Annotated in this window: 21 protein-coding genes; 12 read left to right on the forward strand and 9 right to left on the reverse strand. The window is 71.9% G+C overall.

Going from position 1 to position 24,897, the window contains the following annotated elements:
- Positions 1-91 precede the first annotated feature (91 nt).
- From ccsA to Pma05_RS37635, 6 genes are read left to right on the forward strand one after another with little or no spacing between them, the layout of a single operon-like run.
- Positions 92-925 carry a cytochrome c biogenesis protein CcsA gene (ccsA, locus tag Pma05_RS37610; RefSeq protein ID WP_203862304.1) on the forward strand — a complete coding sequence of 278 codons (834 nt, stop codon included), beginning with the start codon at positions 92-94 and terminating at the stop codon, positions 923-925.
- Positions 922-1,086: a hypothetical protein gene (locus tag Pma05_RS37615; protein ID WP_203862305.1), complete on the forward strand. Its 165-nt coding sequence runs from the start codon at positions 922-924 to the stop codon at positions 1,084-1,086. Before ccsA ends, Pma05_RS37615 begins: the two co-directional genes overlap by 4 nt.
- On the forward strand, positions 1,083-1,529 hold the full coding sequence (locus Pma05_RS37620) for a cytochrome c maturation protein CcmE (RefSeq protein ID WP_203862306.1): 447 nt from the start codon (positions 1,083-1,085) through the stop codon (positions 1,527-1,529). Before Pma05_RS37615 ends, Pma05_RS37620 begins: the two co-directional genes overlap by 4 nt.
- Positions 1,526-3,619: a heme lyase CcmF/NrfE family subunit gene (locus Pma05_RS37625; RefSeq protein ID WP_203862307.1), complete on the forward strand. Its 2,094-nt coding sequence runs from the start codon at positions 1,526-1,528 to the stop codon at positions 3,617-3,619. The genes Pma05_RS37620 and Pma05_RS37625 overlap by 4 nt, the downstream gene beginning before the upstream one ends.
- Positions 3,616-4,236, forward strand: a complete 621-nt coding sequence (locus Pma05_RS37630) for a TlpA family protein disulfide reductase (protein ID WP_203862308.1) — start codon at positions 3,616-3,618, stop codon at positions 4,234-4,236. Before Pma05_RS37625 ends, Pma05_RS37630 begins: the two co-directional genes overlap by 4 nt.
- The gene (locus Pma05_RS37635; protein WP_203862309.1) at positions 4,233-5,243 is read left to right on the forward strand and encodes a cytochrome c-type biogenesis protein CcmH; all 1,011 of its coding nucleotides are present in this window, start codon (positions 4,233-4,235) and stop codon (positions 5,241-5,243) included. The genes Pma05_RS37630 and Pma05_RS37635 overlap by 4 nt, the downstream gene beginning before the upstream one ends.
- A 52-nt stretch (positions 5,244-5,295) precedes the next feature.
- Here Pma05_RS37635 and Pma05_RS37640 read toward each other — a convergent pair whose 3' ends face one another.
- The gene (locus Pma05_RS37640; protein ID WP_203862310.1) at positions 5,296-5,700 is read right to left on the reverse strand and encodes a phage holin family protein; all 405 of its coding nucleotides are present in this window, start codon (positions 5,698-5,700) and stop codon (positions 5,296-5,298) included.
- Positions 5,701-5,889: 189 nt separating this feature from the next.
- Between Pma05_RS37640 and Pma05_RS37645 the strand changes: the two genes are divergently transcribed.
- The 3 genes from Pma05_RS37645 to Pma05_RS37655 are packed head-to-tail and all read left to right on the forward strand — an operon-like array spanning position 5,890 to position 11,787.
- Positions 5,890-7,659 carry a thiamine pyrophosphate-dependent enzyme gene (locus Pma05_RS37645; protein WP_239313951.1) on the forward strand — a complete coding sequence of 590 codons (1,770 nt, stop codon included), beginning with the start codon at positions 5,890-5,892 and terminating at the stop codon, positions 7,657-7,659.
- Positions 7,659-10,691: an FAD-binding and (Fe-S)-binding domain-containing protein gene (locus tag Pma05_RS37650; protein WP_203862311.1), complete on the forward strand. Its 3,033-nt coding sequence runs from the start codon at positions 7,659-7,661 to the stop codon at positions 10,689-10,691. Before Pma05_RS37645 ends, Pma05_RS37650 begins: the two co-directional genes overlap by 1 nt.
- Positions 10,678-11,787 (forward strand): enolase C-terminal domain-like protein, encoded by a 1,110-nt coding sequence (locus tag Pma05_RS37655; RefSeq protein WP_239313954.1) that lies wholly within the window; start codon positions 10,678-10,680, stop codon positions 11,785-11,787. Before Pma05_RS37650 ends, Pma05_RS37655 begins: the two co-directional genes overlap by 14 nt.
- A gap of 21 nt (positions 11,788-11,808) precedes the next feature.
- Here the strand turns inward: Pma05_RS37655 and Pma05_RS37660 are convergent, their stop codons facing one another.
- Complete coding sequence (locus tag Pma05_RS37660; protein WP_239313956.1) at positions 11,809-13,974, reverse strand: amylo-alpha-1,6-glucosidase; 2,166 nt, start codon at positions 13,972-13,974, stop codon at positions 11,809-11,811.
- Positions 13,975-14,256: 282 nt separating this feature from the next.
- Here Pma05_RS37660 and Pma05_RS37665 point away from each other — a divergent pair, with 282 nt between their 5' ends.
- Positions 14,257-15,186 carry a LysR family transcriptional regulator gene (locus Pma05_RS37665; RefSeq protein ID WP_203862312.1) on the forward strand — a complete coding sequence of 310 codons (930 nt, stop codon included), beginning with the start codon at positions 14,257-14,259 and terminating at the stop codon, positions 15,184-15,186.
- 98 nt (positions 15,187-15,284) lie between these two features.
- On the forward strand, positions 15,285-16,463 hold the full coding sequence (locus Pma05_RS37670; RefSeq protein WP_203862313.1) for an NAD-dependent formate dehydrogenase: 1,179 nt from the start codon (positions 15,285-15,287) through the stop codon (positions 16,461-16,463).
- Between the two features lie 128 nt (positions 16,464-16,591).
- Here Pma05_RS37670 and Pma05_RS37675 read toward each other — a convergent pair whose 3' ends face one another.
- The 4 genes from Pma05_RS37675 to Pma05_RS37690 are packed head-to-tail and all read right to left on the reverse strand — an operon-like array spanning position 16,592 to position 19,787.
- Positions 16,592-17,668 (reverse strand): ABC transporter ATP-binding protein, encoded by a 1,077-nt coding sequence (locus tag Pma05_RS37675; RefSeq protein ID WP_203862349.1) that lies wholly within the window; start codon positions 17,666-17,668, stop codon positions 16,592-16,594.
- Positions 17,669-17,712: 44 nt separating this feature from the next.
- The gene (locus Pma05_RS37680) at positions 17,713-18,522 is read right to left on the reverse strand and encodes an ABC transporter permease (protein ID WP_203862350.1); all 810 of its coding nucleotides are present in this window, start codon (positions 18,520-18,522) and stop codon (positions 17,713-17,715) included.
- Between the two features lie 45 nt (positions 18,523-18,567).
- Positions 18,568-19,362, reverse strand: a complete 795-nt coding sequence (gene modA / locus Pma05_RS37685) for a molybdate ABC transporter substrate-binding protein (protein ID WP_203862314.1) — start codon at positions 19,360-19,362, stop codon at positions 18,568-18,570.
- Positions 19,362-19,787: a TOBE domain-containing protein gene (locus tag Pma05_RS37690; protein ID WP_203862315.1), complete on the reverse strand. Its 426-nt coding sequence runs from the start codon at positions 19,785-19,787 to the stop codon at positions 19,362-19,364. Before Pma05_RS37690 ends, modA begins: the two co-directional genes overlap by 1 nt.
- Positions 19,788-19,890: 103 nt before the next feature.
- Between Pma05_RS37690 and Pma05_RS37695 the strand changes: the two genes are divergently transcribed.
- Complete coding sequence (locus Pma05_RS37695; protein ID WP_203862316.1) at positions 19,891-20,958, forward strand: class I SAM-dependent methyltransferase; 1,068 nt, start codon at positions 19,891-19,893, stop codon at positions 20,956-20,958.
- Between the two features lie 278 nt (positions 20,959-21,236).
- Here Pma05_RS37695 and Pma05_RS37700 read toward each other — a convergent pair whose 3' ends face one another.
- The 3 genes from Pma05_RS37700 to Pma05_RS37710 all read right to left on the reverse strand — a co-directional run bounded on the left by Pma05_RS37700 (position 21,237) and on the right by Pma05_RS37710 (position 24,854).
- Positions 21,237-22,754: a chitinase gene (locus Pma05_RS37700; RefSeq protein ID WP_425567881.1), complete on the reverse strand. Its 1,518-nt coding sequence runs from the start codon at positions 22,752-22,754 to the stop codon at positions 21,237-21,239.
- Between the two features lie 231 nt (positions 22,755-22,985).
- Positions 22,986-23,678, reverse strand: a complete 693-nt coding sequence (locus Pma05_RS37705) for a maleylpyruvate isomerase N-terminal domain-containing protein (RefSeq protein ID WP_239313958.1) — start codon at positions 23,676-23,678, stop codon at positions 22,986-22,988.
- 126 nt (positions 23,679-23,804) lie between these two features.
- The gene (locus tag Pma05_RS37710; protein ID WP_203862318.1) at positions 23,805-24,854 is read right to left on the reverse strand and encodes an LLM class flavin-dependent oxidoreductase; all 1,050 of its coding nucleotides are present in this window, start codon (positions 24,852-24,854) and stop codon (positions 23,805-23,807) included.
- Positions 24,855-24,897: the final 43 nt, after the last annotated feature.

Genomic DNA, 24,897 nt, shown 5'->3' on the forward strand with positions numbered 1-24,897 from the left:
CGACTCCTCCGGACGTGGATCAGATGTCGACAGCCTAATTGGACTAAGAGGGCTTATAGGGCTTTTACTCTCTTTTCCTCTGCTCTCGTGCATGATGGGCAAGGTGGAGCTTTCCAACCAGGGGTACCCGCTCGACCGGCACCCGCCGAGGTGGACCGCCGACGGCCGGCGCGGTGCCGCCGACCGGCGGACCCTGGGCTGGCTGGCCGCCGGTCTCGGCGCGGTCGCCGCGCCGGCCGGCCTGCTCATCGCCCCGCCGGACCAGTTGCAGGGCAACACCCAGCGGTTGATGTACCTGCACGTGCCGGCGGCCTGGACGGCCTACCTGGCCTTCGCCGCCGTGCTCGCCGCCAGCCTGGGCTACCTCGCCACCCGCGACCTGCGCTGGGACCGGTGCGCGCGGGTCGCCGCGGAACTCGGCGTCGGCCTCACCGCGCTGACCATCGCGCTCGGCGCCCTCTGGGGACGGGCCGTCTGGGGTACCTGGTGGGACTGGGACCCGAGGCTGGTCAGCACCGCCCTGCTCCTGCTGGTCTACGCCGGTTACCTGGCCCGCCGCCAAGTCCTCGCGCAGCGGTACGCCGAGGCCGGCCCGCTGGCCGCGCACCGGGTCGCCCGGCCGGCCGCGTTCACCGGGATGGCGGGATTCGTCCTGGTGCCGGTGGTGCACTTCTCCGTCGTGTGGTGGCGTTCCCTACACCAACCGGCCACGATCCTCGCCCCCGAGCGGCCGCCCATCCATCCGCTGATGGCGACGGCACTGCTGTTGAGCCTGGCCGCGTTCACCGCCGGGGCGGCATGGATATTCCTGCGCCGACTCGCCGCCCTCGACCGGTCGACGCCGGCCGGGACCGGACACCCGCCGACACCGGCCGTCGAAGCCAGGCCGGCAGCGGACCGCGCCACCCTGGTGGAGATCCGGTGAAGGGCTGGCTCGACGTGCTGGCCGGCCTCGCCCTCACGGCCGCCGCCGTTGGCTGGGCGATCCGGTGGAGCGCCCGACCGGCCCACCCCGTTCGGGCCCGGGTCACCCGCCGTACCGGCGCTGCCGCCCGGTCGACCCGCCACCCGGCAGGCCCCGCGTGATCCGCCCGACCCGGGCCGGCCTGACCCTGACCGCCGTCGTCCTCGCCGGCACCGGGCTGCTCACCTACGGCGGGCTGCGGGGCACCCTCAGCTACTACCGGACCCCGGCGGAGGTGGCCGCCGACCCGGACGCCCGGACGACCCGGGCCCGGCTCGGCGGCACCGTCGTGCCCGGATCCGTCGAACACCACGGCGGACAGACGGTCTTCCGGCTCGTCGCCGACGGCCACGAGATCACCGTACGGCAGCACGGCATGCCGCCGGACACCTTCCGGCCCGGCCAGGACGCGGTCGTCGAGGGCGTACTCGGCCCGGACGGCGTCTTCCGCTCGGACCAGGTACTCGTGCGGCACGGCAACGAGTACCGCCCCGCCGACACCGACACGGGGACAGATGCCGGGACTGGGACCGGCACCGGGACAGACGCCGGGACGGAGCGGTGACCGGTCAGGTCGGCACCTGGGCGCTCGGCGCCGGCCTCATCGCCACCGTGGCGGCCACCCTGCTGTGGCTGCGCCTCGCACTCCACCCCGGTACGCCGGCCCGGGCGGCCCGACTGGCCACCGGAGCCGGACTGCTCTGCGCCGCCGTGGCCTGCGGCGCGCTGGAATGGGCACTGCTGCGCCACGACTTCGGCGTCCGGTTCGTCGCCGAGAACGGCAGCCGGCGCCTCGGCACCTACCACACCGTCACCAGCCTGTGGTCGGCACTCGACGGGTCACTGCTGTTGTGGCTGCTCATCCTCACCGGCTACGCGAGCCTGCTCGGCCGGCTCGGGCAACGCCACGACCAGCGGCTACACCAGTGGGCGATGACCCTGGTCAGCGTGGTCAGCCTGTTCTTCTTCGCGCTGTCGCACTTCGCCGCCAACCCGTTCGATCCGGTCCACCCCGTACCGTCGGACGGCCCCGGCCCCAACCCCCTGCTCCAGGAGCACCCCGCGATGGGGCTGCACCCGCCGCTGCTGTACGCCGGATACATCGGGCTGGTGGTGCCGTTCGCGTACGCGCTCGCCGGGCTGCTGGCCGGAGAGCCCACCCGGAGCTGGCTGCGGGCCGCCCGCCGGTGGACGCTGGCGGCCTGGGCGTGTCTCACCGCCGGTATCGCGCTCGGCGCCTGGTGGTCGTACGCGGTGCTGGGCTGGGGCGGCTACTGGGCCTGGGATCCGGTCGAGAACGCCTCGCTGCTGCCCTGGCTGACCGCCACCGCCTTCCTGCACTCGGTGCTGGGTCGGCGGGCCTCGGCCCGGTCCGGCTGGCCGGTGGCGCTGGCCTGCGCCAGCTTCCTGCTGGTCCTGGTCGGCACGTTCCTCACCCGCTCCGGACTGGTGGCCAGTGTGCACGCCTTCACCGAGTCGACGCTCGGCCCCATGCTGCTCGGGTTCCTGCTGCTGACCGCGATCGGCACCGTCGTCCTGGTCTGCTGGCGCGGCACCTCGGACCCGTACCCACCGGAGGCGACGCCGCCGCTGTCCCGGGCCACCGCCCTGCTCGGCAACCGGATCCTGCTCACCACCATCACGGCGGTGGTACTGGTCGGCACCGTCCTGCCGCCGGTCGCGCAGGCCCTCTCCGGCACCGGTACCGCGGTCGGGCCGGCGTACTTCAACCGGACCGCGGTGCCGCTGGCGATCGCCGTACTGGCCCTGATGGGTCTGGCCGTGCTGCTGCCGCCCAGCGGTACCAGGCCCGCCGAGACGGCCCGCCGCAGCGTCGCTCCGGCGGCCGTCGGCCTCGCCGTCGTCGCGGTCACCGGGCTGGCCAGTCGCCCCGGGCCGATGGTGCTGGCCGCCTTCGGCTGCGCCGGGTTCACCCTGGCCGCCACCGCCGCCGCGCTGGCCCGGCGGATCCGGGCCGGTGGCACCCTCCGAACCGCCCGGTTGCGCTCGGCGCTCGGCGGATCGGTGGCACACGCCGGCATCGCGCTGGTGGCGGTCGGCATCGCCGGCTCCTCGGCCTACACCGTGGCGACGGAACGCGAACTGCCGATCGGTCAGACGCTGGCAGTACCCGGCGCCACCGTACGGCTGGCGGCGGTCGACCGCGTCCGCACCGGATCCGGCATGACGGTCCGGGCCCGACTCACGATCGCACCGTCGGCGGGATCACCGCAGACACTCACCCCGGAGCTGACCTACCATCCGGCTCAGGACACGACGGTGAGCGTCCCCGCCGTCCGTACCGGGCTGCTCCGCGACACCTACGCCACCCTCCTCGCGGTATCGGCCGACGGCCGTTCCGCCACGATCCGGTTGGCGGCCAACCCGATGGTGTCACTGATCTGGGCCGGCGGGGCGCTGACCGCACTGGGTGGCCTGCTCGCCCTCGGCACCGCACCGCTGACCTCGCGCCGACGACGCCGGACAGCCTGGCCTGGGCGCCCGCTGACCTCGCGCGGACGACACCGGACAGCCTGGCCTGGGCGCCCGCTGACCTCGCGCCGACGACGCCGGACAGCCCAGCCCGGGCGACCGACGGCGGGAACCGCCCGGCCGGTACCGGCCAGCGCGTCCACACCGGGAGCGGCGGAGTGATCGCCCGGCTGCCGCCGTGGGGGCCTGACCAGATCACCGACGAGGGGCGGGACGGCGTGCCACGCCGACGGCCGCTGCCCCGGCTCCCGGGCATCCGGCGCCGGCGACTGCTGCTGGCCCTCGGCCTGGGCGCGCTGGGTGTGACCGGGGCGGTCGGCATGACCGGTACCGGCGGCACGAAGGCACCGGTGGGCAGCCCGGGAACACCCGCACCGGCACTGCGCGGCCCGACCCTGGCCGGGGAGCCGTTCGACCTCGCCGAGCTACGCGGCCGGGTCGTACTCGTCAACGTCTTCGCCTCCTGGTGCGGCCCGTGCCGGGACGAGCTGCCGATGCTGGCCGACGCCCAGCGCCGCTGGTCGGAGCGGGTCCTGCGGGTGGTCGGCCTGGCCGTCCGGGACAGCTCGGTGGCCGTCCGCGACCTGCTCGACCAGACGGGAGCCCAGGACCTGACCGTGCTGCCCGATCCCACCGGTACGACAGCGGTGGACTGGGGGGCACGCGGTGTGCCGGAGACGTTTCTGGTGGACGGCCACGGCCGGATCGCGGACCGGGTCATCGGGCCGGTCAGCGCCGAGTGGCTCGACCGGCGGCTGACGCCGCTGCTGGATCCGTGATCCGGGTCCGGGTACCGAAGACGACGGCGCTGGGAGTGGGGCTGACCGGCGTCGGCCTGGCGATCCTGCTGCTCGGTGCCGTACTCGGGATCTGGCGATCCGCGTCGCCCACCGGCGACGGCGACCCGGCACACCGCCTCGCCGCCGAACTGCGCTGCCCCGCCTGCCAGGGCGAGTCGGTAGCCGACTCCCGCTCGCCGATCGCCGCCGCGATGCGCGAGGCGATCAGCACCCGGCTCGGGCGGGGAGAGAGTCCGGACGAGGTCCGGACCTACCTGGTACAGCGCTACGGCGTCGAGGTGCTCACCATGCCGCCCGCGCGCCGGTGGGGGCTGCTGCTCTGGGCCGTTCCGGTGCTGGCGTTGGGCGCGGGCCTGCTGCCAGTGCTCAGGGCCGGGTACCGGTCACGGCGCGCGGCCCGGAGCGCGTCCCCGGGTCGACCGGCCGGCCGCGACGACAGGGCTGGCGTCCGAGGTGGGGCTGCCGGTGACGTGGCGGGCCAGGGCCGTCGCGCCGGCAGCCGTCGGCACCGCGTCTTCGCCCCGCCCTCGGGCAGCCGCGTCTGGAACGTCGGCGCGGTCGCGGTCCTCGCCCTGGTCGGCGCCGTCGCGCTGGCCACGCCGGGCCCCCAAACCCCACCCGGCCCCGCCACCTCCCCCGACCCGGTCCCCGCCCAGCTTGCCCTGGCCCGGTCGATGGAGCAGCAGGGACAGTACGAGGCCGCGGCGGAGGTCTACCGGACGGTGCTGGTGGAGCGTCCGGCGGACGACGTCCGGCTCCGGCTCGCGTTCATCCTGATCCGACTCGGACAGGCCACCGAGGCCGCCCGGCTCGCCGGGGAGGTGCTGGCGCACACTCCCGACGCACCGGACGGCCTGCTGATCCTGGGGCTCGCCCAGCGGGAGAGCGATCCACCGGCGGCGACCGCGACGCTACGCCGGTTCCTCACCCGGGCACCGGACCATCCCGCCGCGGCCGAGGTACGCCGACTGGTCGACTCCGGCTGACCGTCTCCCGCCGGCTCACGCCCTCGGGGTACCGGGGCGGGGAGTCGGGTCGTCAACCCCGTCCGGCTCGTACCCCGGCCAGTACGCCGCGCAGCTCGGTGCCGAGCCGGCCCGTCCGGCCCCCGGCCGAGCGCAGCCGCACCAGGCCGACGACGGTGAGGAACGCGGCGGTACCCAGATAGCCGGCGGCCAGCACCGCCGCGGCCCGACGTGGCGGCTGCCTCGCGTCCAACAGCCACAGCGCCGCGGCGGACGCCGAACCGAGCCCCAGCACGGCGGCGATGCCACCCCCGACCAGCAGCGCCGCACCGAGACCGGCCCGGCGGACCGATTCCGCCAGGTCGCCGCGCATCCGCGCCGTCTCGCGGCGGGCCAGTACCGCGATGTCCTGGGCGAGCCGGTCGGCCGGCGCCACGTCGCCGGTCGCCGGCTCCAAGGGCGGATCAACTTCGGACACGGTCACCACTCCCCCGCCGCAGGATCAGTCGCCCGGATACCCCCGTTAGGGCCGTTGTCACCCGCACGCCCGGGAACAGCGGACCAGGCGCGGCGGCTTCGCGGTAACGGCCCTGGGGTGCGGTTCCGGTCGTCGCGCTGGGTTGCCGCCTTCGAGGTTTGCCATCGGCCTGGTGGGTATGCCCTGGCCGTGAAGAGGTTGGCGTCCGACGTGCTGGTCTCCCGGCTGCTCGACTGGGGTGTGGAGACCGTTTTCGGGCTGCCCGGCGACGGCATCAACGGGGTGATGGAGGGGCTGCGCCGGCACGCGGACCGGATCCGGTTCGTGCTGGTACACCACGAGGAGGCGGCGGCCTTCATGGCGACCGCGTACGCCAAGGCGACCGGGCGGCTGGGCGTCTGCCTGGCCACGTCCGGGCCGGGCGGAATCCACCTGGCGAACGGCCTGTACGACGCGAAGCTGGACCACCAACCGGTGCTGGCGATCACCGGCATGCAGGAGACCAGCGTGTTGGGGACCGGTTACCAGCAGGAGGTCCACCTCGACCGGTTCTTCTCGGACGTCAGCGTCTACAACGAGATGGTGGTGAACCCGGCGCAACTGCCGGGCCTGGTCGACATCGCGATCCGGACCGCGTACGCCCGGCGCGGGGTGGCACACCTGACCGTGCCCAACGACATCCAGGTCGCCGAGGCCGGGCAGCAGCCGTACGAGGCGGTGGCCCCGGCGAGGCCGCCCGCCACGGCGCCGATCAGCCTGCCACCCCAGGTACGGCCCAGGGACGAGGATCTGCGGGCGGCGGCGCGACTGCTCGACGACGGCGGCCGGACCGCCATCCTGGCCGGGATCGGCGCCCGGGGCGCGGGTCGACTGGTCGAGCAGCTCGCCGAGGTGCTCGGCGCACCGGTCATCAAGACCCTCTCCGGCAAGATGGTGCTGGCCGACGACTCGCCGTACACCACCGGCGGGCTCGGGCTGCTCGGTACGGCACCCAGCGAGGATCTGGTCGAGGACATCGACACCCTCGTGATGCTCGGCACGAACTTCCCGTACACCAAGCACCTTCCCCAGCCGGGAAAGGTCCAGACGGTGCAGGTCGAGATCGAGCCGGTCCGGGTCGGGGTGCGGATGCCGACGCAGCTGCCGTTGGTCGGTGACGTCGCCGCCACCCTGGAGGCGCTGCTGCCGATGCTGCACCGCCGCACCGACCGTACCCATCTGGAGCGCTACCAGGCGAAGATGCGGGACTGGCGGGCGAAGATGGCCGCCCTCGAATCTCCCCGGCGCGATCCGATCGCGCCGCAGTACCTGGCCTCGTTGCTCGACGACCTCGCCACCGACGACGCCGTGTTGACCTGCGACTCGGGCACGATCGCCACCTGGGCCGCCCGGCACTGGACGATCCGCGGCAACCGGGAGTTCTACCTCTCCGGCAATCTCGCCACGATGGCACCCGGACTGCCGTACGCGATCGCCATCCAGCACGCCTATCCCGACCGGCAGGTGATCGCCTTCCAGGGCGACGGCGGGTTCGCGATGCTGATGGCCGAGTTCCACACCGCCTGCCGGTACCGGCTACCGATCAAGGTCGTGATCAACAACAACAACTCGCTGGGCCAGATCCTCTGGGAGCAGATGGTGCTCGGCTATCCCGAACACGGAATCCGGTTCGGCGAACCCCAGGCAGACTACGCGGCCTGGGCGCGGGGCTGCGGCGCCCTCGGCGTACAGGTCGACAAGGCGGACGCGCTGGGACCGGCGCTGCGGGAGGCGCTCGCCCACCCCGGCCCGGCGCTGGTCGACGTCGCCGTCGACCCGAACGAGCCGCCGATGCCGGGCAAGGTCACGTACGAGCAGGCCAAGGAGTTCGGGCGGGCGTTCCTGCGCGGGCAGCCGAACAAGGTGGCGATCGCCACGACGCTGTTCAAGGACCGCATCCAGCGACTGCGGCGGGCCTGATGGGCGCCGTCGAACTACCCCACCCGACGCTACGGACGGCGGCCGGCCGGGACGGGCCGGCCGCTGACCTGGGCACCGACCTGGCCGCCGACCTGGCCACGTCGCTGTCGGAGCGGATCGCCGGCGAGGTGCGCTTCGACACCGGCAGTCGGGCGCTCTACGCCACCGACGCGTCGAACTACCGGCAGGTGCCGATCGGCGTCGTCGTACCCCACGATCCCGACGACGTGGTCGCCACCGTCGCGGCCTGCCGGGAACACGGCGTGCCGGTGCTCTCCCGGGGCGGCGGGACGAGCCTGGCCGGCCAGGCCTGCAACGTCGCCGTGGTGATGGACTTCTCCAAGTACGTCAACCAGATCGAGTCGTTCGACCCCGGCGCCCGGACCGTGGTGGTGCAGCCGGGGATCGTGCTGGACACCCTCAACGCGCAGACCCGACGCCACGACAACCTGATCTTCGGACCCAAGCCGGCGACCCACTCGCACTGCACGATCGGCGGGATGATCGGAAACGACTCCTGCGGCTCGACGGCACAGTGGAGCGGCACCACCGGCGGCAACGTCCGGCGACTGGAGATCCTCACCTACGACGGCACCCGGATGTGGGTCGGTGCCACCTCGGAGGAGGAGTACCAGCGGATCATGGCGGGCGGCGGCCGGCCGGCGGAGATCTACCGGCGCGTCCGTGACCTGCGCGACCGGTGCGCCGAGCAGATCCGCCGGTTCCCCCGACTGCCCCGGCGGATCTCCGGATACAACCTGCCGGCGTTGCTGCCGGAGAACGACTTCCAGCTCGCCCAGGCGCTGGTGGGCAGCGAGTCCACCTGCGTCACCGTGCTCCGCGCCGAACTGACGCTGCTGCCCGAGCCGGCCAACAAGGCGATGGTGCTGCTCGGCTACCCGGACATCGTCGCCGCCGCCCGGGCCGTACCGGAGGTCAACCAGCACCAGCCGTTCGTGGTGGAGGGCATCGACGACAAGCTCATCACCTTCGAGACCCGCAAGCACATGCACCCGGAGGCGCTGCACCTGCTGCCCCGCAGCGGCGCGTGGCTGCTCGTGCAGTTCGGCGGGGACACCGCGGACGAGGCCCGGGGCAGGGTCGACGACCTGCTCGGCGCGCTGGCCCGGGCCGGGCATTCGCCGGTGGCCAAGGTCTTCGCCGACGCGGCACACGAGGAACAGATCTGGGCGGTACGCGAGGCCGCGCTGGCGGCGACCGCCCGGGTGCCCGGCGAGGCCGACACCTGGCCGGGCTGGGAGGACTCGGCCGTACCGCCGGAGCAGCTCGGTGACTACCTGGCCGGCTTCACCACCCTGCTCGACGAGTTCGGCTACGCCGAGGCGAGCCTCTACGGGCACTTCGGCGACGGCTGCCTGCACACCAGCCTCCCGTTCGACCTGCTCACCGTCGACGGCGTCGCCGCATACCGGGCGTTCGTCGAACGGGCGACGGAGCTGTGCGTGTCGCACGGCGGGTCGCTCTCCGGCGAGCACGGCGACGGCCAGGCCCGCGGCGAGCTGTTGACCACGATGTACGGCGCGGAGATGGTGACCGCCTTCGAGGAGTTCAAACGGATCTTCGACCCGGACAACCGGATGAACCCCGGCAAGGTCGTGCAGGCCAACCGGCTCGACGAGCAGCTCCGCCTCGGCCCCGGGTACGCCCCGGCCGAGCCGGCAACCCACTTCCAGTACCCGGGCGACAAGAACAGCTTCGCCCGGGCCGCCAACCGGTGTGTCGGGGTCGGCAAGTGCCGCCAGCCCGGCGGTGAGGGGGTGATGTGCCCCAGCTACATGGTCACCGGGGACGAGCAGCACTCCACCCGTGGCCGCGCCCGGCTGCTCTTCGAGATGGTGCGCGGTGAGACCGTCACCGGCGGATGGCGCGACGAGTCGGTCGCCGACGCGCTCGACCTCTGCCTCGCCTGCAAGGGGTGCAAACGCGACTGCCCGGTCAACGTCGACATGGCCACCTACAAGGCCGAGTTCCTGGCCCACCACTACGCCGGCCGGATCCGCCCCCGCGACCACTACAGCCTCGGCTGGCTGCCGGTCTGGGCCCGGCTCGCCATGCTCGCCCCGGGCACGGTCAACGCCCTCGCCCACACCCCCGGGATCGGCACCCTCGCCAAGAAGCTCGGCAACCTCGACCCCGGGCGTGACCTTCCGCGCCTGAGTACGGCCAGCTTCAAACGCTGGTTCCACCGGCGTACCCCGGGAGGTTCCGGCGATCGCGGCCCGGTCCTGCTGTGGCCGGACACCTTCACCACGTACCTCTCCCCGGGGGTCGGTGCGGCGGCGATCGGCGTACTGGAGGCGGCGGGCTTCCGGGTGGTGATGCCTCGCCAGCAGGTCTGCTGCGGGCTGACCTGGATCTCCACCGGCCAGTTGGGCGTGGCCCGCACCGTGCTGCGGCGTACCGTCGACGTGCTCGCGCCGTATCTCCGCGACGGCCTGCCGGTGGTGGGCCTGGAGCCGAGCTGCACCGCGGTCTTCCGATCCGACGCGCACGACCTGCTCGGGCACAGCCTCGACGTCGAACGCCTGGCCAGCCAGACCAAGACGCTCGCGGAACTGCTCACCGAGCGGGCCCCGGAGTTCACCCCGCAACTGCCGGCGCCGGACGGCCGCCGGCCCCGGGCGATCGTGCAGACCCACTGCCACCAGCACGCCGTGCTCGGCTTCGACGCCGACACCGAGCTGATGGGCCGGATCGGCCTCGACGCCGAGGTCCTCGACTCCGGGTGCTGCGGGCTGGCCGGCAACTTCGGCATGACCCCGGAGCACCGCGAGGTCTCGCTCGGCTGCGCCGAACGGGTCCTGCTGCCGGCCGTCCGCGAGGTCGCCCCGGCCACGCTCGTCCTCGCCGACGGCTTCTCCTGCCGCACCCAGATCGAGGACGGCGACACCGGCCGCCGCGCCGTCCACCTGGCCGAGGCGATCAACGGCGCCGTCCGGGGTACGCCAATCGGCGACTACCCGGAGCGGACGGTGACCTGGCGCCCCGAAGGACGACGTGCCCGGCGTTGACGTACCCGTCGACGACCTCTCGTGGGCGGCCTACCGGGTACCCACCGACGCGGCCGAGGCCGACGGCACCATCACCTGGCACGCCACCACCATGGTGCTGGTACGGGCCCGGGCCGGCGCGACGGTCGGCACCGGCTGGACCTACGCGCCGGCCGCGGCCGGAACCCTGGTCGGGGAGGTACTCGCCGACGTGGTGACCGGCCGGTGCGCCCTCGACGTGGCGGGCGCATACCACGCCATGCACCGGGCGGTACGCAACGCCGGGCGGCCCGGAGTCGCCGCCACCGCCATCTCCGCCGTCGACACCGCGCTGTGGGACCTCAAGGCCCGCCTGCTGCACGTCCGCCTCGCCCGGCTGATCGGCACCGTACGCGACCGGGCTCCCGTCTACGGCAGCGGCGGTTTCACCAGCTACGACGACGCACAGCTCGGCCGACAACTGGAGTACTGGGTGCACCAGCTCCGGATCCCCAGAGTGAAGATCAAGATCGGGGAGTCGTGGGGGAACGCCGTCGACCGTGACCTGGCCCGGATCCGGTACGCCCGGGACGTGATCGGCGCCGACGCCGAACTGTACGTCGACGCCAACGGCGGCTACACCCACAAGCAGGCGATCCGGGTCGCGTACGCGACGACCGACCTGGACGTACGGTGGCTCGAAGAGCCGGTCTCCTCCGACGACCTCGACGGCCTACGACGGGTCCGCGACGCGGTCGCCGCAGACGTCACCGCCGGCGAGTACGGCTACGACCTCGACTACTTCCGGCGGATGTGCGCCGCCGGGGCCGTCGACTGCCTACAGGTCGACGTGAGCCGCTGCGGTGGCATCACCGAGTGGCAGCGGATCGCCGCCGTGGCGGCAGCACACAACCTCCAGGTCTCCGGGCACACCGCTCCGCACCTGCACGTCGACCCGGCCGTCGCCACCGCCAACCTGCGCCACCTGGAATGGTTCCACGACCACGCGCGCATCGAGTCGATGCTCTTCGACGGCGCCCTGGCGCCGGACGGCGGGACACTGCGGCCGGATCTGTCCGTACCCGGCAACGGCCTCACGTTCCGCGACGCCGACGCCGCCCGGTACCGCATCGCCTGACGACCTGCTCGGTGGGGTCGGTCAGCGGCCGAGCGAGAGTCGGATGTGCCCCTGCCGGCCGGCCGCCTCGATGTCCCATTCCTTGCCGAGGACGGACACCCGCCGCAGCATGATACGGCCGAGTTCGGGCGGCACGTGGGGTTGCACCGACAGCCGGTCGTCGACTACCTCCATGCCGAGCAGGGTGCGGAGGAACAGCAGCGGTGCGGCGCTGGCCCATGCCTGCGGGCTACAGGCGGTGGGATAGGGCACCGGCTTGCGGCCGTAGGCGCGGTCGTAGCCGGAGAGCGCCTCGGGCAGCCGGTGTTCGAAGAACTGGGCGGCGTGCAGCATGGCGAGCGCGATCCGGTTGGCCTCGTCCCGGAAGCCGTACCGGGCGAACCCGTGGGCGATGATCGAGTTGTCGTGCGGCCACACGGTGCCGTGGTGGTAGCCGATGGGGTTGTAGCACTCGTCGGAGTCGGCGGTGGTCCGGATGCCCCACCCGGAGAACATCGTCTCGGACATGAGGTGCTCGACGACCAGGCGAGCCCGGTCCGGTGGCACGATGCCGCTCCAGAGTAGATGTCCCATGTTGGAGGTCATGGAGTCGATCTGCCGCTTGTCGCCGTCCAGGCCGATGGCGTAATAGCCACCGCGCCGGTCGATCCAGAAGTCACGGTTGAACCGGTCGCGAAGCTCGGCCGCCTCCGTCCGCAGCCGCGCCGCGAGCGGAGGGTCGTCGAACGGCCCGTCGGCCAGCTCGGCCATCCGCAGCTTGGCGTCGTAGGTGTAGCCCTGGATCTCACAGGTGGCGATCGGCAGGGTCGGCATCCGACCGTCCGAGAAGATGACCCCGTCGGGCGAGTCCCGCCAGCAGTGGTTCCCGAGCCCCTCGGGAGAACGGGTGGCGTACTCGACGTAGCCGTCGCCGTCCGGGTCGCCGTACCTGTCGATCCAGCCCAACGCCTGGTAGGCGCTCCGGCGCAGCCCGAGGACGAACGGACTGTCCTGGGTCCAGCGCCAGTACTCGGAGAGCAGGATCAACCACAGTTGGGTCGCATCGGCGGTGCCGAAGTACGGGCTGTGCGGCTTCACCCCGATGCGGGTCAGTTCGCCGCTGCGTACCTCGTGCGGGATCTTGCCGGGTTCCTCGTCCCGGAAGTCGTCGAGCTGGGAGCCCTGGTTGAGCGCGAGCGCCTGGAGGGTGCCGCGGGCGAGCCGCGGTCCGAATCCGAGGCTCTGGTGGGCGGTGATGAGCGAGTCCCGGCCGAAGATCGTCAGGAACCACGGCAGGCCCGCTGCCGGTAGCACGATCGGCACCTTGCCGGGGCATTTCTCGATGCGCAGGGCGACCAGGTCGGCCTGGGTCTTCTCCAACACGTCGCGCAGGAGTTCGGAGTCCAGCTCGAAATCGGGACAGTCCTCTCGCCAGCTGGTGGCCGGATCCTCGTCCACCAGCTCGAATCCCTCGCCGAAGTGGCGGTGCACGGTCTCCCGCTCGTCCCGCTCCTGCGGGAGGTTGACCGTCACCTGACACTGCCACGTCACCCCCGGGCTCAGGTGCAGGTCCCAGACCAGGTCGTCAGCCTCGATCCGGTCGGGGCGCGGATCGGCCTCTATCTCGGCCCGCGCCTCGAAGTGCAGGTTGCGGTAGCAGAAGAAGATTCCCCGACCGTTCGGGGCCGGGGTCCGGGTGATCCGTGCCGAACGGTCCGGTACGGCGTCCTTGATCTCGAACAGGTCCGCGAAGTCGGTTCCGACGCTGAGCCGGAGCTGTACGGGTTGGCTGAGGCGGTTGAAGAACTGCACCTGGATACGCTCGTGCAGGCGGTCGCTGAGAAATCTCTGTCGCCGGATGCCGATGCTGTTCGCGGGCAGTGCCGGCAGGTCGGTGTTGGTCAGGAAGAACGCGGCCGAGTCGTCGTCCACGGTGCCGGAGCCGAGGATGAGCAACGCGGCGCCGCCAAGGGTGAGTTCCCACCTGTTCAACAGCCGGGTGTCGTCGTGCACCAGCCCGCCGATCGAGCCGGGCGGGATGTCCCCGGAGGCACCGGAAACCATGAAGGTACGCCCGTTGACCACCGCCACCGAGTCCGGACCCAGCTCCGGTGGCTGGGTACGCACCACGGCGCTGGGCGCTCTGGTGTGCCGTTTCCGACCCGGCATCGGATTGGCGGGAGTAGCACGCTCCGAGTGCTTCTCCATGTGACATCCCTTCCGTGGTGCAACGGGAGGACACTCCACCGGTTGTCCGGTCCGCTCCGGCCGCGCCTCGCTCTCCGGAGGCCCGGCGCGTCCTGTCCCGGGCCGCTTCCCCTGGCGAAGCAGGGTCAAACCCGATAGGCGGGTCGTGGAGTGAACCTTTTTCAACCTCCCCTTGCGGTCCGTGGGACCGCAGGGTCGGACGCGGTGTGTGAGCGCCGCGCGGTTCAGGTTGAAAAAGGTTCAGTGGTGGACGGGGTCGAGGTCGCCGGGTAATCCTGTGGCGTGCTGTTGCGTGAGTTGGAGTATCTGACGGCGTTGGCCCGGGAGCGGCACTTCGCCCGGGCGGCTGCCGCCTGCCACGTGTCACAGCCGTCGCTCTCCGCCGCGATCAGGAAGCTGGAGCGCGAGTTGGACGTGCCGATCGTGTTGCGGGGGCGCAGATTCGCCGGGCTGACCCCGGAAGGCGAACGGGTGCTGCTCTGGGCGCACCGGATCCTGGCGCAACGCGACGCGCTCCGTCAGGACCTGTCGTCGATGCGCGGCGGACTGACCGGCACCCTGCGGATGGGTGCCATCCCCACGGCGTTGACCGCGGCCTCGCTGCTGACCACCCCGTTCTGCGCCCGGCATCCCCAGGTACGGGTCGGCTTGGAGTCGGTGTCGTCGCGGCAGGTCTCCCATCTGCTGACCGAGTTCGAGATCGACGTCGCGGTGACCTATCTGGACGACGAGACGCTCGGCCGGGTCCGGACCGTACCGCTCTACGAGGAGCGGTACCTGCTGCTGACCCCGGACGACGGGGCGTTGGCCGACCAGCCGACGGTGCGGTGGGCGCAGATCGCCGAGCTGCCGCTCTGCCTGCTGGCGCCCCGGATGCGGAACCGCCGCATCGTCGACGAGTTCTTCGCCGCCGAGGGGGCCACCGCGGTGCCGGCGGTGGAGACCGACACCGTCGGGGCGCTCTACGCGCACATCGCCACCCGCCGATGGTCCAGCGTCATCGCGCACGCCTGGTTGCACACCTTCGGCGTACCGGCCGGGATGCGGGTCGTGCCGGTCCGCAGCCCGGACCGGGGGCCACGGATCGGCCTGGCGCTGGCCGACCGCGATCCGGAGCCGTACCTGTTGCGCGCGTTGTTGGACGTCACCCGCGAAATCGACGTCCGCCGTTCCCTCGACACGGTGCTGCGCAGCTATCTGACCCCGAGATAGCGCTGGGCTATCTCGTCATAGCGAGTTTCGTTTTGACCGGCGACTTCCCCGACGGGGACGGTGGAGACACATTCCCGTGCCGGAAGAGGAGCGACTCCATGGCGAAAGTACTGTGCGTGCTGTACGACGACCCGGTCGACGGCTACCCGACCTCCTACGCCCGCGACGACCTGCCCCGCATCGACCACTACCCGGGCGGGCAGACCACTCCCACCCCGCACGGAGTCGACTTCACCCCCGGGCACCTGCTCGGCAGCGTCTCCGGCGAACTGGGGCTCCGGCGCTTCCTGGAGGACCGTGGCCACACCCTGGTGGTCACCTCGGACAAGGAGGGTCCCGACTCGGTGTTCGACCGGGAACTGCCCGACGCCGACGTGGTCATCTCACAACCGTTCTGGCCGGCCTATCTCAGCGCGGAACGGATCGCCAGGGCGCCGAGGCTGAAGCTGGCCGTCACGGCCGGGATCGGCTCGGACCACGTCGACCTCGACGCCGCGATCGCCCACGACATCACCGTCGCGGAGGTCACCTACTGCAACAGCATCAGCGTCGCCGAACACGTCGTCATGATGATCCTCTCCCTGGTCCGCAACTACCTGCCGGCGCACCAGTGGGTCCGGGACGGCGGATGGAACATCGCCGACTGCGTCGCCCGCTCGTACGACGTGGAGGGCATGCACGTCGGAACGGTGGCGGCCGGCCGCATCGGGCTGGCCGTACTGCGTCGGCTCACGCCGTTCGACGTGCGGCTGCACTACACCGACCGGCACCGGCTGCCCGCCGAGATCGAAGCCGAACTCGGCCTCACCTACCATCCCAGCGCCGCGGATATGGTCCCGCACTGTGACGTGGTGACCGTCAACGCACCCCTGCATCCGGAGACCGAGGGGCTGTTCGACGACGCGTTGATCGGGCAGATGAGGCGCGGCGCCTACCTCGTCAACACCGCCCGGGCGAAGATCTGTGACCGCGATGCGGTCGACCGCGCCCTGCGTACCGGCCAACTCGCCGGGTACGCCGGTGACGTCTGGTTTCCCCAGCCGGCCGGACCCGACCACCCCTGGCGCAGCATGCCGCACCACGGGATGACCCCGCACATCTCCGGATCGTCCCTCTCCGCCCAGGCCCGCTACGCCGCCGGCACCAGGGAGATCCTGGAGTCCTGGCTGGACGACGTCCCGATCCGGGACGAGTATCTGATCGTCGACAAGGGCGGCCTCGCCGGCACCGGAGCGCACTCCTACTCCACCACTGCCCCGAAGGGCCGGGCCGGGTAGCCGGGCCCGGACGGCGTCGGCGGGGACGGCCGCCACCGCCGTCGCGGTGACCCGAGGTGCGAGGCCCGGACACCAGGGCTCCACCAGCGCCCGCCTCGGCCGTCGGGTCACCGCTGGGACCGGCCGGGTCATTCCACCCGGTTCCGGTCGCCGGGCGCCGCCGGGTAGACCCGGGTTTCGGTGGCCTTCACCGTGGCCCACAGGGGTTGTCCGGCGACGAGGTGCAGGTGCGCGGCGGCGGCCGGAGTGACGTCGGCGGCCACGTCGATCGGGCCGGCGAGCTGGATCCGCAGGTTGTCGCCGTGGCGTTGGATGCCGGTGATCGTCGCCGGCCAGACGTTGCGCGGGCTGCCGTCGGGGCGGCGCGGATAGAGGGCGACGGCGGACGGCGGGTAGGCGACGAAGACCTCGCCGTCGTGTCGATCGGCGATGGTCAGGGAGAAGTCGGAACCGATCCGGACGGTGTGGCCGGCGGCCCGGCCGCGGTGCAGGTTGAGCCCGACGAGCCGGGCGACGTAGTCGGTCCGGGGTTGCGCGGTGATGGTGGCGGCATCGCCTTCCTGGACGACCTGGCCGTGTTCGACGATGACGAGCCGGTCGGCGAGGACGAGGGCGTCCAGCGGGTCGTGCGTGACCAGCAGGGTGGCGCCGGGATGTGCGGCAAGGTGGCGTTGCAGTTCGGCCCGGGTGTCGAGGCGGGTACGGGCGTCGAGTGCGGCGAGCGGCTCGTCGAGGAGCAGCAGCGCCGGGTTGACCGCGAGGGCGCGGGCGAGCGCCACCCGTTGGGCCTGCCCGCCGGAGAGCTGCCGCGGCTTGCGGCGGGCGTGTTCGGTCAGTCCCATCCGGGTCAGCCAGCCGCTGGCGACCTCGCGGGCGCGATGGCGGTCGAGACCGTGCCGCCGGGGCCCGAACGCCACGTTGTCCAGGGCGGTCAGGTGGGGGAAGAGCAGGTAGTCCTGGAAGACGACTCCGATCGGGCGCCGCTCGGTCGGCGTCCACCGCCGGGTGTCGGGCCGGTCGAGGTCCTGGCCGGTCAGGGTGATGTGTCCGCGGTGCAGCGGGGTCAGGCCGGCGAGCGTCCGAAGCGCGGTCGTCTTGCCCGCGCCGTTCGGACCGAGTAGTGCGACGACCTCGCCGGCGCTGATCCGCAGGGTGAGGTCGAGCCGGAATCCGGCACGGTCGACGACGAGGTGGGCGTCGAGCATCGGTGTGCCGGCGGCGGGTTCGTCCCTGACCACGGTGAGGGCGGTCACGGGCTGGTGATCCAACGGTCGCGGAGGCTGGCCAGGATGGCCACGGAGACGACGAGCAGGATGAGGCTGAGCACGATCGCGGCCTCCAGGTCGGTCTCCAGGGCGAGGTAGACGGCGAGCGGCATGGTCTGGGTACGGCCGGGGAAGTTGCCGGCGAAGGTGATGGTGGCGCCGAACTCACCGAGGGCCCGGGCCCAGCACAGCACCGCGCCGGCGGCGATGCCGGGGGCGACCAGCGGCAGTGTGACGTGGGTGAAGGTGGTCCACCGGCTGGCGCCGAGGGTCGCCGCCGCCTCCTCGTAGCGGGTGTCGGCGCCGCGCAGCGCCCCCTCGACCGCGATGATCAGGAACGGCATCGCGACGAACGCCTCGGCCAGGACGACGCCGCTGGTGGTGAACGGCAGGGTGATGCCGAAACTGGCGTCGAGCCACTCACCGAGGAGTCCCCGACGGCCGAAGACGAGGAGCAGGGCGACCCCGCCGACGACGGGTGGCAGCACGAGCGGGACGGTGACCAGTGCGCGTACGAGCCGTCGGCCGGGGAACTCGACCCGGGCCAGCAGCCAGGCCAGCGGTACGCCGAGGGCGAGGCAGAGCAGCGTGGCCAGGGTGGCGGTCTGCAACGACAGCCCCAGCGCGGTGAGTACGCCCGGTTCGGTGAGCCGCTGCGGAAGGGTCGTCCAGGGGGTGCGGACCAGTAGGCCGACCAGCGGCAGTACCAGGAAGAGCAGGCCCAGGGCCGCCGGGACGAGTAACGCGAGCGGGACGCGGCCGGCCCGTCGGCGCGGGTGCGACGATACGCCGATCTCCGGCCGGGTCGCCGCACCCGCGTCGTCGAGGAGGGACACCGGTTACGGCGCCTGGAAGCCGGCCGAGGTGAGCACGCTCCTGCCGGTGTCCGAGAGCACGTGGTCGACGAACGCCTGCGCGGCCGTCTTGTTGGGTGCGTTCTTCAGCACGACGATCGGGTAGTCGTTGATCGCCCCGGCCGACTCGGGAAACTCGATGCCGTCGACGTCGGCGGTGGCCGCCTTCGCGTCGGTCCGGTAGACCAGCGCGGCGTCGACCTCACCGAGCTTCACCTTCGACAGGGCGGCCTTGACGTCCTGTTCGAGGGTGACCGGGGTGAGTTTGACGCTGGCGGCGTCGAGGGCCTTCTTCGCCGCCGCGCCGCACGGCACCTGCTCGGCACAGAGCGCGACCTTGGCGTCGGGCTTGGTCAGGTCGGTCAGCCCGGTCACCCCGTCGGGGTTGCCCTTGGGTACGGCGATGACGAGCTGGTTGCGCACGAACGTGGTCGGGGTGCCGGCACCGTTGCCGGCATCGGTGACTGCCTTCATGTTCGCCGGTGCGGCGGAGGCGAACACGTCGGCCGGTGCGCCCTGGTTGATCTGGGTCGCCAGGGCCGAACTGCCGGCGAAGCTGAACGTGACCTTCACGCCCGGGTTCGCCGCCTCGAAGTCCTTGCCGATGGTGGTGAACGACTCGGTCAGCGACGCCGCCGCGAACACCGTCACCGTGCCGGAAACGCCCGGACTGGCGTTCCCCGAACCCGGTTCGGCGGTGTCGTCACCACCACAGCCGGAGAGCGCCACCACCGCCAGCGCGGTGAACCCGGCCAGGGTCGTGCGGAATCGTCGTGCCATCACGAACTGCTCCTCCCTCTGCTACCGGCGGTCATCGTGGGCTTCTCCACCATGACCGTGGTCGACTTGATCACCGCGATCGCCACCGAACCGACCTCCAGGCCGAGGTCGTCGACGGCTTCCCGGCTCATCAGCGACACCAGCCGGAACGGTCCGGCCTGGATGTCCACCTGCGCCATCACCGTGTCCTTCACCACGGCGGTGACGATGCCCCGCAACCGGTTACGCGCCGACGACTCCTCCGCACGGTCCTCCGGATCGCCACCCTGCGCCTGGACGAACCCGGCGAGAGCGACCCCGTCGACCACCCGGTGCCCGTGCTCGTCCCGGACGGCCGGCAGGCGTCCGGCGTCGACCCAGCGCCGCACCGTGTCCACGCTGACGCCGAGCAGTTCCGCGGCCTCACCGATCCGAAACATCGTCACCCGGCCACGTTAGCTGGCCGCAACTGCCAAGCAGAACCGCCCGAACGGCCCGCATCCGCCGCAGGTGCTAGCCGGGGTAGGCCAGCATCTGCATGATGGACGGATGGCTGGTGAACCGGTTCCCGTACCGGCATGGCAGACCCTGACCGGCGAGCAGGCCCGGCGATGGACCGAGGTCCTCGACCACCTCGCCGCCGCCCTTCCCTCCGGTGCCGCCACCGTCGTGGTCGACGGCGGCAGCCCCCACCCGGGCGTCGTCGCCGACCGGCTCGCCGACACCCTGACCGCCGTGGGTCGTCCCAGCGCCCGCCTCACCGACACCGCGCCGCTGGCCGACGAGGACACCTGGCGGGCCGACCGGACCCCGCAGACCGTCGTCATCGCCGACGGACCCCGCTGGCGCGCCCACCCGCCCACCGGGAAGTGGGACGTGGTCGTCTGGCTCCGCACCCCACCGGCCGGCGCGCGCACGCACGGCGGTCACGGGCGCGACTGCGACGTCGTCATCGACCTGCACGACCCCGGCTGGCCGGTGATCCGTCACCTCGCCGACCGGCTCGCCCCCTGGGAACGCTGGTACGTCAGCGAATCCCGAGCCTTCTTCGCCATCCGCGCCGCGACCTGGGACAGCAAGTTCGGCGAGGACCTACCCGCCTACACCGCCGCCGTCACCGAAGCGCACCTGCCGGCCGGCGGAGTCGCCGTCGACATCGGCTGCGGCACCGGCCGCGCCCTGCCCGCGCTCCGACACGCCGTCGGACCCACCGGTACGGTCATCGGCCTCGACCTCACCCCGCAGATGCTGGCCGCCGCCCAACGGCACGGCCGTGACACGGCGGCGACCCTGCTCCTCGGCGACGCCCGGCGCCTCCCGTTCCGGGACGCCGCCGTCGACGGGGTCTTCGCCGCCGGCCTCATCACCCACCTGCCCGACCCTGAAGCCGGCCTTCGCGAACTCGCCCGGATCACCCGCCCCGGTGGCCGTCTCGTCCTCTTCCACCCCTCCGGCCGAGCCGCTCTCGCCGCCCGGCACGGCCGCACCCTGGACCCCGACGAACCCCTCGCCGAAACCCCGCTGCGCCGGTCCACCATCCGCGCCGGATGGGACCTCACCAGCTACGACGACCCGGCACACCGGTTCCTCGCCACCGCCACCCGCCAGCCGCGATAGCCCGTCCGACCACCCGGCGGCGGGACATCCGAGGTATCTCGGCCCACGACCGCCACCAGACGTACGCCGCTGGCGCCGCGCCGCTTTCTCCCGAGCCGGCCCAGCCGGCCCAGCAAGGCGACCAGCGCTGGGGGGCGATCGACACGAAGTGGGTCGAGAGGGTGGCATGGTCGAGAGGGTGACGCGAGTCGGGGCGCGGACCGGTCGGCCCGGCGCCCCGACTCGACCTCGGACCAGCGGCGACCGCCGGCGCCGCCGTGGGGCGGAGACAGGGACGGTCAGGAAAGGGAGTTGAGGAACGGCTCGTGGGCGTTCCGGAACTCCCAGCCGTAGTAGCGGTCCCAGTTGATCGACCAGGTCATCAGGCCACGGAAGTTCGGGTTGGTACCGCTGCGCGGGGTGTAGCCGCCGCAGGAGGTACCGCGGACCAGGCAGGTCACCGCCTGTTGCACGCCGGCAGGGGCCACGTACCCGTTGCCGGCGCTGGTGGCGGCCGGCGTACCGAAGGCGACCTGGTCCTCGCGCAGCGGTGGGAAGACGTTGGCGGCGTTCCCGGCGACCGGGAAGCCGGCCAGCAGCATGTCGGTCATGGCGATGTGGAAGTCCGCCCCGCCCATGGTGTGGTACTGGTTGTCCAGCCCCATGATCGGTCCGGAGTTGTAGTCCTGGACGTGCAGCACCGTGATGTCGTTGCGCAGCGCGTGGATCACCGGCAGGTACGACCCGGCGCGCGGATCCTGCCCACCCCAGGGGCCGGAGCCGTAGTACTGGTAGCCGAGCTGCACGAAGAAGGTTTCCGGCGCCATGGTGAGGACGAAGCCGGCACCGTAGCGCTGCTTGAGGGTCCGGATCGCCGAGATCAGGTTCACGATCACCGGGGTGGTCGGGTTCCGGAAGTCGGTGTCACCGGTGTTCAGCGACAGGGAGTGGCCCTCGAAGTCGATGTCCAGCCCGTCGAGCCCGTACCGGTCGATGATGGCGCTGACCGAGCTGACGAAGCGATCCCGAGCCGCCGTGGTCGTCAACTGCACCTGGCCGTTCTGACCACCGATCGAGATGAGCACCTTCTTGCCCTGCTGCTGCTTGGCCCGGATCGCGGCGATGAACGCCGCCTCGGTCTCCACTCCGGGGCATTCGCTGGCCGGGCAGAGCTGGAATCGGATGTCGCCGGAGGTCACCGAGGTCGGTTCGCCGAAGGCCAGGTTGATGATGTCCCAGTCGGCGGGTACGTCCGCCATCCGTAGATATCCGGAGCCGTTGGCGAAGCTGGCGTGCAGGTAGCCGATCAGGGCCCGTTTCGGCAGCCCTCCGGTGGGCGGCGGCGTCGTCGGGGGCGGGGTGGTGGGCGGCGGAGTGCTCGGGGGCGGAGTGGTGGGCGGCGGGGTGCTCGGGGGCGGAGTGGTGGGCGGGGTACCGGTGCCGCCGCACGAGGCCCCGTCGAGGGTGCAGTTGGTCGGGGTGCCGGCGCCGGTCACGAGGAAGCCGAACGACGCGGAGGCGCCCGGTGCGAGGGTCCCGTTCCAGGATCGGTTGGTGAAGGTGAACCGCTGGCCGGTCGAGGTCAGCAGGGCATCCCAGTAGGTGCCGACGGTACTGCCGGCCGGCAGGTCGAACGCGACGGACCACGAGGTGAGCGTGGTGGTACCGCCGTTGCTGACGGTGTACTTCCCCTCCCAGCCGGTCCCCCAGTCGGCGGTCTTGGCGAACGTGGCGGTGGGTCCGGCGGCGAACGCGGGCAGCGCGACGGCCACGGCGCCGCCGGTCGCCAGCACCGCGGCGACGGCGGTGAGCAGCAGTGTTCTGGAGCGTTTCATGGGGGTCCTCCGGAGGCGTCACTGGGCATCCACGGCCATCGACAGGGTGGTTAATTATTAGGACTATTAACAGTTCTTGTCCAGACCCTGGCCGGAAACCCTCCGGACGCCTCGGTCAGCTCGCACTGCCGCCGCCCGACCACAAGACCTCAAGCGGATCCCGGCCGCGCCGCCGTCGTCCTGCCCGCGCCGAAAGCCCCGTTCGGCCTCCGATCAGCAGAGGACGAGCGGGAGCCTGCCGGCCAGTTCGCCGAGTTCGGCCGTCTCCGCGTCGGTCGGGGCACGCCGGCCGGTGCCGACCAGCAGCGCGTCCCTGTCGGAGAACACCGCAGGGAAGGCGGCTCCGGCGATCTTCTCCAGCGTCTCGCGCGACCGGGCGAGGCCCTCGGCCGGCGGCCCCACCGCGTCCCGGAGCTGCGCGATCAGGTCGAGGTGGTGCAACGTCCACTCCAGGACGTACGCGGAGAGATAGTCGCCCGCGGTGAGCACCTGGTCGCGGGTGCTGACCCGGAGGCCCGGGTCGGCGAGTGCGGCGGCGCGACCGGCGGCCGAGCCCACGTCGTCGAGGTGGAACTTCAACAGCCACGGCTCCTCGTACGCGGCGGCCAGCCGGACGATCAGCGCGTCGAGCGGGTCGTCGCCTGTCGGCGGTGTCCCGGCGACCTCCCAGTAGGTGACCGCGTCACGGGTCGGTTCGGTGTCGACAGGGGTCACGAGGGTGATCAGGACGTCCTGGGCGTCGATGACCAGGTGGCACACCAGGTCCCGCACGAGCCAGCCGGTACAGCCGGACGGGCGCGCGAAGTCCTCGTCCGAGAGTTCGGCGACCGCCGTACGCAATGCCGTCCAGGAGCGGGAGAAGGGATCCACCCCGACAAGGTAGTGCGGCGCCGGAATGGCGGACAAGCGCATTGACGGTGCGTACCAACCGGGCCGGCGGGCCGTTCGCCGACCGGCGTCGCTCCCCTTCCAGTGAACCTTTTTCAACCTCCCCCTGCGGTCCGGCGGACCGCAGGGGGAGCGGCACACCGGTCAGCCGAAGGCCGGCATCAACTCGTCGTGGATCAGGCGTAGTTGACTGTCGACGTCGGCAACCCCGGGAACGTCGCGGCCGGTGAAGGATTTCACCAGACCGGCGTCGGTGATCGCGCAGATCATGTGGTTGACACCGGTCGGGGCGATCTCCCGCTCGATCTTCGCCCGCACCTCGTCGGGGGTGCCCGCCAGGGACAGTTTCTCGGTGATCTCCGGACTGGTCAGCTCGATGCCTCGCGCCAGATCACCCTCGGCGATGGCCTTGACGATCGGAACCATGTCGGCGGGGTTCACGCCGTTGCGTTCGAGTTGCTCGTCGGGCATTGCCGAGGCGTACAGGCCGACCATGCTCCGAGCCGCCTCCTTGGCCGCGGCCGAGTCCGGCCCGACGGCGAAGACGACCCACGCGCCGATGTCCAGGGAGCGCCAGTCCTTGCCCGCGCGCTCCGCGCCGATCCTGACGTGCTCGACCGCGTACTCGTAGGCAGCCCGCGAGTAGCTGAGCGCGTGGTGCACGCCGTCGGAGAGTTCGCCGGCGGCCTGGAACGACTTCGGCCCTCGCATCGCGCCGATCTTGACGGGTAGGTGCTGCTGGACCGGCCGGGCGAAGGTGAACAGACCGTCGTAGGAGTAGAACTCGCCATCACGGGTTATGGCGCCCTCGTCCAGCAGCGTACGGACGACCTCGACCGCCTCCTTGACCCGGGTCAGCGGCTTGGTGGTGGTCCAATCGATCTTGTATTGGGCCAGTACCCCGAAGTTGCCGCTGCCCAGTACGACCTCGGCACGACCGCCGGTCATCTCGTCCAATGTCGCGGCGGCCTGCGCGATGAGGCTCGGTTCGCGGAGGGTGACGGACGACAGGCTCGGGCCCATCCGGATCCGCGAGGTCTGCGCGGCGGCGGCGGCGAACAGCAGCCACATGTCCTTGTGCCACGGCTCGTCCGCCGCGTAGACCGCGTACAGGCCAAGTTCGTCCGCCAGCTTGATAGATGCGAGTGACTCGCTGATCGGATAATCGGGGAGCATGGCGTAGCTGAACTTCATGGTGGTGCCTCCTTAGCCGTGGGTCGTGGTCACACGTGGGGGA

The sequence above is a fragment of the Plantactinospora mayteni genome (assembly GCF_016862935.1).
GTDB lineage: Bacteria > Actinomycetota > Actinomycetes > Mycobacteriales > Micromonosporaceae > Plantactinospora > Plantactinospora mayteni.